16 protein-coding genes are annotated in these 8,389 nt (G+C 49.6%); 12 read left to right on the top strand and 4 right to left on the bottom strand.

Annotated elements, in window-relative coordinates:
* The 4 genes from WFN87_RS23695 to WFN87_RS23680 all read left to right on the top strand — a co-directional run.
* The coding region (locus WFN87_RS23695; RefSeq protein WP_000306640.1) for an IS1 family transposase at positions 1-94 on the top strand (94 nt) is incomplete at its 5' end.
* Positions 95-301: 207 nt separating this feature from the next.
* Complete coding sequence (locus WFN87_RS23690) at positions 302-640, top strand: hypothetical protein (protein ID WP_223226685.1); 339 nt, start codon at positions 302-304, stop codon at positions 638-640.
* A 3-nt stretch (positions 641-643) separates the two neighbouring features.
* Complete coding sequence (locus WFN87_RS23685) at positions 644-952, top strand: hypothetical protein (RefSeq protein ID WP_032416643.1); 309 nt, start codon at positions 644-646, stop codon at positions 950-952.
* A 284-nt stretch (positions 953-1,236) separates the two neighbouring features.
* On the top strand, positions 1,237-1,422 hold the full coding sequence (locus WFN87_RS23680; protein ID WP_006118530.1) for a ribbon-helix-helix domain-containing protein: 186 nt from the start codon (positions 1,237-1,239) through the stop codon (positions 1,420-1,422).
* Here WFN87_RS23680 and WFN87_RS23675 read toward each other — a convergent pair.
* Positions 1,419-2,027, bottom strand: a complete 609-nt coding sequence (locus tag WFN87_RS23675; protein WP_032449362.1) for a recombinase family protein — start codon at positions 2,025-2,027, stop codon at positions 1,419-1,421. The genes WFN87_RS23680 and WFN87_RS23675 overlap by 4 nt on opposite strands.
* Positions 2,028-2,192: 165 nt before the next feature.
* On the bottom strand, positions 2,193-2,525 hold the full coding sequence (locus WFN87_RS23670) for a hypothetical protein (RefSeq protein WP_020323168.1): 333 nt from the start codon (positions 2,523-2,525) through the stop codon (positions 2,193-2,195).
* A gap of 139 nt (positions 2,526-2,664) precedes the next feature.
* Between WFN87_RS23670 and WFN87_RS23665 the strand changes: the two genes are divergently transcribed.
* From WFN87_RS23665 to ssb, 3 genes are all read left to right on the top strand, one after another.
* On the top strand, positions 2,665-3,546 hold the full coding sequence (locus WFN87_RS23665; RefSeq protein WP_020323144.1) for a replication protein RepA: 882 nt from the start codon (positions 2,665-2,667) through the stop codon (positions 3,544-3,546).
* Positions 3,547-4,121: 575 nt separating this feature from the next.
* Complete coding sequence (locus tag WFN87_RS23660; protein WP_020323151.1) at positions 4,122-4,451, top strand: TrfB-related DNA-binding protein; 330 nt, start codon at positions 4,122-4,124, stop codon at positions 4,449-4,451.
* Positions 4,452-4,567: 116 nt separating this feature from the next.
* Complete coding sequence (ssb, locus tag WFN87_RS23655) at positions 4,568-5,101, top strand: single-stranded DNA-binding protein (RefSeq protein ID WP_020323149.1); 534 nt, start codon at positions 4,568-4,570, stop codon at positions 5,099-5,101.
* Between the two features lie 29 nt (positions 5,102-5,130).
* On the opposite strand, the gene WFN87_RS23650 is transcribed toward ssb, so the two are convergent.
* Entirely contained in the window at positions 5,131-5,919 is a 789-nt protein-coding gene (locus WFN87_RS23650; RefSeq protein ID WP_020323160.1) for a SprT-like domain-containing protein, read from the bottom strand.
* 179 nt (positions 5,920-6,098) lie between these two features.
* On the opposite strand from WFN87_RS23650, the gene WFN87_RS23645 reads away from it, so the two are divergent.
* Genes WFN87_RS23645 through WFN87_RS23625 form a run of 5 tightly spaced genes read left to right on the top strand, consistent with a single transcriptional unit; the run spans position 6,099 to position 8,093 of the window.
* Positions 6,099-6,521, top strand: coding sequence for an antirestriction protein (locus tag WFN87_RS23645; protein ID WP_001642212.1), 423 nt, complete (start codon positions 6,099-6,101; stop codon positions 6,519-6,521).
* Positions 6,522-6,571: 50 nt separating this feature from the next.
* The gene (locus tag WFN87_RS23640; RefSeq protein WP_223226684.1) at positions 6,572-6,829 is read left to right on the top strand and encodes a hypothetical protein; all 258 of its coding nucleotides are present in this window, start codon (positions 6,572-6,574) and stop codon (positions 6,827-6,829) included.
* Between the two features lie 3 nt (positions 6,830-6,832).
* The gene (locus WFN87_RS23635; RefSeq protein ID WP_020323174.1) at positions 6,833-7,396 is read left to right on the top strand and encodes a hypothetical protein; all 564 of its coding nucleotides are present in this window, start codon (positions 6,833-6,835) and stop codon (positions 7,394-7,396) included.
* The gene (locus tag WFN87_RS23630) at positions 7,380-7,760 is read left to right on the top strand and encodes a hypothetical protein (RefSeq protein ID WP_032449363.1); all 381 of its coding nucleotides are present in this window, start codon (positions 7,380-7,382) and stop codon (positions 7,758-7,760) included. The genes WFN87_RS23635 and WFN87_RS23630 overlap by 17 nt, the downstream gene beginning before the upstream one ends.
* 48 nt (positions 7,761-7,808) lie before the next feature.
* Positions 7,809-8,093, top strand: coding sequence for a hypothetical protein (locus WFN87_RS23625; RefSeq protein WP_032449364.1), 285 nt, complete (start codon positions 7,809-7,811; stop codon positions 8,091-8,093).
* A 202-nt stretch (positions 8,094-8,295) separates the two neighbouring features.
* Here WFN87_RS23625 and WFN87_RS23620 read toward each other — a convergent pair.
* Positions 8,296-8,389: IS1 family transposase (locus tag WFN87_RS23620; RefSeq protein WP_000306640.1), on the bottom strand; the 94-nt coding region annotated here is incomplete at its 5' end.

Raw genomic sequence — 8,389 nt, 5'->3', positions numbered from 1 at the left:
ACGGCTGGGACGGAAGTCGCTGTCGTTCTCAAAATCGGTGGAGCTGCATGATAAAGTCATCGGGCATTATCTGAACATAAAACACTATCAATAAGTTGGAGTCATTACCGTTTTTTGTAAGCGCTGCGTCAAGAAAGCTATTGAAGTTGATCGCAACACTATCAATCGTGCTGTTTCTTGTCGAGTGGTTTATGGGCCGTTTGGGAGCGCCAGAGTTTTATAACCTGTTGTTCCTAATGGGATTGCTGTTGGTTATCAATGTGATTTCAACAAGCTGTATCAAATGGATAAGAGGGAACGTATGAGTAAGCTAAGAACCGTTGCAAAAATATTATTGATGTACTGCATCTTCAGTAGCGCCAGCGCCTTTGCGGAGGGAAATACTAAGGGTGATCCGTGTCTCGCGTTCACCTGTATGGCCGGAAAGTTACAAGGTAACGAGGCAACATCCGGGCCTGACTGTGTAATGGGCCGCCAGAGCTTTTTTGAGATACGAATTTACACCCCCTACTACAACCCCGGCGCGACAGCTGCGGCTCGTAAAGTATTTCTAAGCAGCTGCCCTATGACCACTATTTCAGAAAACAAAAACACACTGGAGCTGATTATTCAGCGATACGGACGTTCATTTCAGGAGTAACACATGAAGAAACTAATCCCAGCTATTATTGCCGCCGCCCTACTCTCCGGGTGCGCCACTCAGAACGACGCAGTAGCGCTCTCAAACCGAATCAGCGATCAGCAGAAGCAAATCAACGCGCTTTCCGTTCGTCTCCAGTCTGCCGAGCATCGCTTGAGTCAGCAGGAGTCAGCTTTTCGCTCAGAACAAACGCAGAACAGCAGCTACTGCTACCTGAACGGTGTTAAGTACTCTCAGGGATCGGTGTTCGCTGGCCGTATCTGTGATGGTAGTTCCGGCAGTGCCGCCTGGCGTCTTTACTCCCACCGCTAATAAGCAAGGCTTCCGGGCTTGCCCCGGAAGCGCTTCCTCCAGACATGGATATTGAGCTGCACAATCCATGTTTATCACAACAATCATATTGTTAAAGAGCATAAAAAAGTCGCCATGAAGGCGACTTAAACGAGCTGGAATCGTGCATATTTTATTTTTGTAAGTGCCCTGGTGCTGTATTCAGGGTGAATTTTTGCACTATATAGGCACTATCTGAAACCACTTTAATCTATCTGACAGCCACATACACTGCTTGCACCTGTAACTGTGTGGAAACGGATGTAATGGCCGAACCCTATTTAAAAAATCGCCGACGCTTCACCTCGTCCCTTGATAATCAGCTTGTTCCATTGTTTGACGCTTTAGCGGCCAAAACGCGGATACCTAAAAGCCGCCTGCTCGATGAAGCTATAGAGGATTTGCTGGTCAAACACGGCGTTCCTGGTAAACAGGTCGATAGCCAGAATTAACTTTTGCTCACCCGCGTAACCGTCCTTTCCGATACGCCAGCGAGTCTGGCCGTCTCGCTGATAGATTTCCCCTGATGCCGCAAAGAACGGATCAGGTCATGCTTATTCTGGTCGGGCATCCGGCCACGATAAACCCCCTTCTCTTTGGCTTTCCTTACGCCTTCCTGCTGGCGACGGCGGCGATCTGTATAGTCTTTTCGGGCGATGGCCGCGAGCATATCAAGCATCATGCTATTGATGGCCGTCAGCATACTCCGTGTAAATTCATCGCTACCGTGGGGCATTAACGCCGCGTAGCTGGTTGGCAGGTCCAGACTGATAATCGCCAGATTCTTTTCCTGCATCATTCGCTTCAGCTGCTGCCAGCCTTCATCATCCAGGCGTGAAAGGCGGTCTACCTGCTCAATCAGGATAAGATCGCCCTTCTCAGCATCATTTAGCAGGCGCATAAGCTCAGGGCGTTGCAGGGACGCGCCAGACGCATTCTCAACGTACCATCCGGCTACCCGGTGGTTATGCTCAAGTGCAAAGGCTTTAAGCCGCTGCTGGGCGCGTGACGCATCCTGATCGTGTGCAGAAGCCCGGAGGTATCCAAATATGTACATGACCGCCTCTTATGTCATTAGGGTTATGTCACTATAACCTATGTCATTAGAGTTATGCCATTAAGGCGCGAGGGGAAGGATTCAGAGGGTGACAGAAGGGTATACTCATAAGACATAGCTGATAGTTGCTATCTACCAGCTATGCGTGACAGTCACGATATAAAATTAGACATAGTTTTGGATCTTGAACTGACGGATAAATTCACGCGATTTGAAATACTTTCCACGCGGTAGCTTTTCACCAACCGAGCGTTTATCTGCCCATGCTTCAAATGCTGGACATGCGCCTTTTAAAACTGATGGTAGATAAATCCGTGTTGCAACATTTCTCATTACTGTACGCAGAGACAAAGTAGCATCCTCAGTATTAAAGCTATCATCAATACTGATAACTCTTTCTGACACGTCCTCGATTTTGATTTTTGAGGTATCGATGGTCATTCCGTCTTTGACCTTCCCCACAACACAAATATTTCTATTCTGCTGGCGTTCTGTCATAGCTTCCTCCTGTTGAAATTAACACTACCGTACAGTCAATAATGCACAAAGTAAATAATAGTCACCTTTTTTTTTACTGGTAATTACTAAATCACCGTGCTAGTGTTTTCTCAGCGTTACATTACTACGGAAAATGACAATGGCAGAGGACAGAAAACAGCTAACCAAACGGCAACAAAAAGCCATTGATACAGCGGCACTAATCCGGCAGGAACCGCCGCAGGGTGATGATATGGCGTTCACCCACTCTATTCTGTGCCAGGTCGGTTTGCCTCGCTCTAAAGTGGAAGGCCGCGAGTTTATGCGCCGCTCTGGTGATGCCTGGCTTGTGGTGCAGGCCGGATGGCTTGATGAAGGTAATGGTCCGGTAGAGCAGCCTCTACCCTATGGGGCTATGCCGCGACTCACGTTCGCCTGGATTTCATCGTATGCACTGCGCAACAAAACGCGGGAAATCGCCATCGGCCACAGTGCCAGCGAATTTCTTCGCCTTATGGGAATGGAACTTCAGGGGGCAAGGCACAGAACCTTGCGTATACAGATGCAGGCGCTGGCAGCATGTCGCTTACAGCTGGGCTTCAAAGGCCGTACCTATAACGGCCAGCCCGTTGAACAGTTTGATGCCTGGCTCAAAGATGGAGACACAAAGCAGCTCACGTTATGGCCGGGGACACTCACTCTGTCAGAGGGCTATTATAACGGCCTGATTGAGAGCGCCGTTCCGCTCGACAACAGGGCGTTGCATGTGCTGAAAGGCTCCGCTCTGGCACTCGATATATACGCATGGCTTGCTCACCGTCTCCACCGCATCGAGGGCCGCCCGGTCATGCTGTACTGGATGAAGCTGCGGGAGCAGTTCGCCCAGGAGTACAGCGGGAAGAATGCCGACAAGGATTTTAAACGGGCATTCATGCCAGCGCTGAAACAGGTGCTTTCAGTGTATCCGGCGGCAAAGGTTGATCAGGTCAAAGGTGGCCTGCTGCTGTACAGTTCTCCTCCCCCTATACCGTACAAATCGTGAAGAAAAGGCCCATTCCGGGCCTTTTTCTTTTGTGGATAACCCTGTTCATTCAGCAAGTTATCCAAGATAAATCCCCCCCCCTAAACCGAGATATATTACCCCCCCCTAGCAAGATAAATTGCCCCCCTAACCGAGATAAATCCCCCCCCCTAAACCAAGATAAATTACCCCCCCCCTAAACCTGTAAGGTGATCCTGTATGTTTTTCCTTTAATTTCTACCTGTACATATATCCTGTAATTAACAAAGCCTATCTGTGAGTAAGGCGCGTCCGGTGTATGACTTAGCAACAGTGGAAATTACGCTTCCTCGACCTGACAGACTCGCCGCGCTGCGGCTCCCTAATCAGGTCTTGCGGCGAGCGTTGCGGACTCTCTTTTAAAAGCGATAACTTTCGCTATAATCCAGAGCTATCAGCATTTCCTTCGCTGATTCACCCGGAGGCCAGTTGCTGCCGCGACGGCCTCCCCCTCTCCTTCTCATTAGTTCAATAGAGTAAAATCATTATTTACTAACATTGACCGTTAGCTGTGGCCGCTATATCATGGGCTTAATCGTTATCAATCAGGAATGACTATGGCCCGCAAACAGACTCGCAGCATGACGCAGGAAGAATGGGATCGCCTCTTACCCGCAATGCAGACGTTTACCCACTTATCGACCGAAATCGGCCATTCTGTTTTGGTTAAAGGGGAAAGCAATAAAGATGTGGCCGAACGTGTTGGACGGACCAAGCAGAACGTGGGTTCCACGGTCAAACGTATTTGGGATCTGTACCAGTCTGTAGCCGTCGATTTTGAGGGCGAGAAGCTACGCAAAGTTGACGTTTGGCTACCCGAAAAGATGGCCCTGAAGGTGCTGAAGGAAGCCGAAAAATACGCCATCAACCAGAACAAAACTGAATAGCCCTAATAAGAAACAATAGTAAATATTTACTTTACTTAGATTGACTGCAACCCTTCAAATTGCGATAATTATTTCTCCGGGAAGCCCACAGCTTCCCATTATCAGGAGGATAAATTATGGCTTCACGCGGTGTTAACAAAGTAATTCTCGTTGGCAATTTAGGCCAGGACCCCGAAATGCGCTATATGCCTAATGGCGGTGCGGTCGCTAACCTGCGCCTTGCCACATCTGAATCATGGCGAGATAAAGCCACTGGTGAGCAGAAAGAAGTCACGGAATGGCATACGGTGGTTATCTTTGGCAAGCTGGCCGAGATTGCAGGCGAATACCTCCGCAAAGGTTCGCAGGTGTACATTGAAGGCCAGCTGCGTACCCGCAAATGGCAGGATAAGGACCAGCAAGATCGCTACTCAACGGAAGTTGTGGTTAGCATGAACGGCGTTATGCAGATGCTGGGCGGTCGCCAGGGTGGCGGCGCTCCCGCTGGTCAGGGTGGACAGCAACAGTTTAGCGGAGGTGGTGCGCCAGCTGCTGCACCGGGAACGCAAGGGCAGCAACCACAACAGGGCGCGATGCCGGACTTTGAAGATGATATTCCATTCGCCCCGGTTACACTCCCCTTCCCTAACCATGCGATCCATGCGCTGTAATGAAAATAAAGCCCCGTCAGGGGCTTTTCTTATGAGGGCTGAAGTTCGGCCTTCTCGCAATGCTCCCCGCCGCAGAACACGACCAGCCCCGGCTTACCCCACAGATTCACATGACACACAGGGCAGGTGTATTTTGCGCGGTTGGACTTGTTTACCGGGGTTTCTGGCGGCGGCGAAACAAACTTCATTGCCTCGATGATTTCATTATCCAGTTCGCCAGGTTCGTCGGTGTAGTCGTCGTCCGGCGGGTATTCCCTATCATCATTTTCATCATCGATGTAACCTTTTCCGCTGGGTGACTGCGGCGCTCCCGGTTTCGGCTGGAACGGAGGAAAGCGGTCCATCCAGGACAGCTGAAAATTGCGCGTTAACAGTTCATCACACGCCCGGTCAAAAGCGCCGCCGGTGATGATGTAGTGCGCCATACTTTGCCCAACTTTCCGTCCCCCTGGTTGCCCTGTATCTGAAGGCATTAGCCCAATGCGTTCCATCATCGCGGACCATTCTTTATTGTGATAGCCACGTCTCCCGGCCTTGCCAAAATGATACTGCCACTGGTGAACCATTTCATGCACCAGAGATGATAACGTTGCCTTGATTGTTCGGATGGAAAAAAACACTGGATTCATCGCTATTTCATCGACCATTTGCCCGCTCTCGCGGCCAACAAAACGCTGAAACGAGCAATAGCCGTAAGTACGCTTTTCGCGTTGCAGGGTGATCAGGCATGGCGGCAGCTCGTTATTAAAAAGCCGTTCATCAAAAAAATCGTAGGCGTGCTGGAGTTCTTCGTAGGTTTCGGGTGTTGGCAATGTCATGTGGCCTTCCTTCTGTATTGCGCAATACAGAAAATATACTTCCGGCAGAGAGTAAAGTCTAACAAAATTTGTATTTACTAATATTGACTTTGTGGGTGAAAAGAGCGATACTAATTTCATCGGGAGGCAATACCGCCCCCGTTAACACAGCCCAAAGCGGCAACCCCGGAGTAAACATTATGGCTAATACCGTCACCGCAAAAATCTATGGCCCCGCTCAGAAAATGCGTTTCCTTCCTTACGCGTTCGCAGAATTTTATCTTCAGGCAGAGAACTACGTTTGCAGCTTTATGAAAAAATACGCAGTTGGCTATGATGGCGGCTGCTGGGAGTACATCACCTATGAAAATGGCGCGTGTGCGTTCATCGCGCCGGATGGCTACCAGCTTACGCTCCCTAACTATTTTGATGAACCTGTTAGCGCGAAAGAAGCCGGGATTATCGTTGCGCTGTATGCCTACAGCCATTTTTGCTGCGTGGCGTTTGAGCGTGGCTGGCAGCGCGTGAATGAGACGATGGCCGAACGCTATCACACGCTGCGGGACTTTACCGAAACGCTCCCGCCGGAGTCACAGAGCCGTATTTTTCGGGCAATAGATTAACCAGGAGCGGCGGGCATTTGCCCGCCTTACTCGTTCAGGAAGAAATGCTGATGGTTGCGACAGATGAAGTCTGGTTTCGGTATCTCGACTATTCGGGCCAAACAAAGGCGGTCCGGGTGGCATCCGTGCGGTTCTGGCCGGACATTCAGGAAACGATATTCCCCCCTCTCCAGGTGCCGGAAGGCAAGCGCCGCGTTGTACGCTGCCGCTGCGGGATTAATGACTGGAATGAGGATGGCCGCTGGCTGGGTGAATACTGCTGCGCCAGCTGCGGGCAATACATACAGGTATTTGAGAAAAAGGACTGACATATGGCTTTCGACTTCAAAAAAGAGGATGCGGCCAAGTATGGCCGCGAGGTTTACCGGGCGTTTCGTAGTAAGGGCAATCACCGCTGGGATACGTGCGTTTTCGTGAATGAATCCGGGGCTTACTCTGCCGTTTTCCGGCACTCGTTCCGCAAAAAGGTTATCGAGGATGGCAAAGAGATCCGGCGCAACGTCATTGATGATGAAATCGTGGTGGCCGCGCCGGATGCGGGCAGCTTTACCAGGGCAAAATTCCCACAACTGGCCGACGCGAAAGAGCTGAAGCAATCAGGCTTTTTCGCCCGCTTACGGTTTGTTGCTGAAGCATCTGCTTATCGTGAAGCATGGCCGGGGCATGATGGCGGCGTGGTGCTGATATGGGAAGGGAAAGCCTATGGCTGGAAAAATTGCCTGCGCGATGCGCACCATGAACGGCCTGGCGCGATAGCGATCGACACTAACGGACACGTCTTTATCGCGGAAGGTGGAAATGAGTATGATGGTGCGAAATGTTGGGTAGCTATGACTGGCGATATTACCGAAGGAGATAATGGTGATAAAAGTTAATGGGGTAGCGTTGCTGGCGATTCTGTTTATTTCGGCCACTGCGATGGCGGGGATTAAAAGCCCTATAAAGGTGGTAAGCCTGATTGATTTTAGAGGGGATAATCAAGAGCTGATGGTTCGTGATACTGAAAGCCAATGTGATTACCATGTGGCTGTCACAAAGAGCGAAAAAAACATTGAATGGCTCGGTGTTACACTGCCCCAGTCTCGCTGGGAGTTTGTAGTAGACAGAAGAAAATGTGGTGACATCATTGAGCGAGTAAATATGCAGATTGTCCCTGACACGAAGATTAAGACACTGCCTATAGAGGCTGGTTCTGTTTATTATATCTATCCAGATTGGGACGCCTTTTCACAGAAGTGAAATACTCAAAGTCTGGTAGTGGTTGAAATAGAATGAGAAGGACGACATATGGAACAGCCAACAGATATGTTTAGTATGTACCTGAAATTTATCCCCGTAATTCTGGCTGTGATTTTCTGGATATACTGCTTGAGTAGTAAATATTCATTGAGCAGGATGGAAACGATGCGGCAGCTGAAGCGGTGGTATGATTTACCTCGCGCCTCTGCAACAGAAAACAAGGAAGAAACGCTAAATAATATGATAGCGGCAGAACAGAAAAGAGCAGCATTATCCTTTAGAACTGCAATTGTATTTACCGCAATTGCTATATTCTGGTTGGTTTATATTTAAGGCGGCAATGGATATGAAGATTAAAGTGGAAGTTAACGGTCTGGTGTATGACAGCAGCAATCCAAAGTGTAAGTGCATCCTGTCTAACAGCCAGCGTAAATTGTATGCCTTCCTCCTGGTTCTCGATGGCGATATGACGAGGCGCTATTGGGGCGAGTACGATCACGATGCCCCGGAGGACTCGATAGGTAATGACTCCAACTTATTGATAGTGTTTTATGTTCAGATAATGCCCGATGACTTTATCATGCAGCTCCACCGATTTTGAGAACGACAGCGACTTCCGTCCCAGCCGT

Source organism: Cedecea sp. AS113, from assembly GCF_037152415.1.
Lineage (GTDB): Bacteria > Pseudomonadota > Gammaproteobacteria > Enterobacterales > Enterobacteriaceae > Cedecea.
The sequence above is the reverse complement of the archived record's forward strand: the minus strand, read 5'-3'. Positions and strand labels throughout refer to the sequence as shown.

Excerpts from the sequence above, each read along its gene's own strand:
- WFN87_RS23645 (WP_001642212.1), top strand. The coding sequence starts at position 6,099 with ATGGCTAATACCGTCACCGCAAAAATCTATGGCCCCGCTCAGAAAATG.
- WFN87_RS23675 (WP_032449362.1), bottom strand. The coding sequence starts at position 2,027 with ATGTACATATTTGGATACCTCCGGGCTTCTGCACACGATCAGGATGCG.
- WFN87_RS23680 (WP_006118530.1), top strand. The coding sequence starts at position 1,237 with ATGGCCGAACCCTATTTAAAAAATCGCCGACGCTTCACCTCGTCCCTT.
- WFN87_RS23635 (WP_020323174.1), top strand. The coding sequence starts at position 6,833 with ATGGCTTTCGACTTCAAAAAAGAGGATGCGGCCAAGTATGGCCGCGAG.
- WFN87_RS23690 (WP_223226685.1), top strand. The coding sequence starts at position 302 with ATGAGTAAGCTAAGAACCGTTGCAAAAATATTATTGATGTACTGCATC.
- WFN87_RS23625 (WP_032449364.1), top strand. The coding sequence starts at position 7,809 with ATGGAACAGCCAACAGATATGTTTAGTATGTACCTGAAATTTATCCCC.
- WFN87_RS23650 (WP_020323160.1), bottom strand. The coding sequence starts at position 5,919 with ATGACATTGCCAACACCCGAAACCTACGAAGAACTCCAGCACGCCTAC.
- ssb (WP_020323149.1), top strand. The coding sequence starts at position 4,568 with ATGGCTTCACGCGGTGTTAACAAAGTAATTCTCGTTGGCAATTTAGGC.
- WFN87_RS23630 (WP_032449363.1), top strand. The coding sequence starts at position 7,380 with ATGGTGATAAAAGTTAATGGGGTAGCGTTGCTGGCGATTCTGTTTATT.
- WFN87_RS23660 (WP_020323151.1), top strand. The coding sequence starts at position 4,122 with ATGGCCCGCAAACAGACTCGCAGCATGACGCAGGAAGAATGGGATCGC.
- WFN87_RS23640 (WP_223226684.1), top strand. The coding sequence starts at position 6,572 with ATGGTTGCGACAGATGAAGTCTGGTTTCGGTATCTCGACTATTCGGGC.
- WFN87_RS23685 (WP_032416643.1), top strand. The coding sequence starts at position 644 with ATGAAGAAACTAATCCCAGCTATTATTGCCGCCGCCCTACTCTCCGGG.
- WFN87_RS23665 (WP_020323144.1), top strand. The coding sequence starts at position 2,665 with ATGGCAGAGGACAGAAAACAGCTAACCAAACGGCAACAAAAAGCCATT.
- WFN87_RS23670 (WP_020323168.1), bottom strand. The coding sequence starts at position 2,525 with ATGACAGAACGCCAGCAGAATAGAAATATTTGTGTTGTGGGGAAGGTC.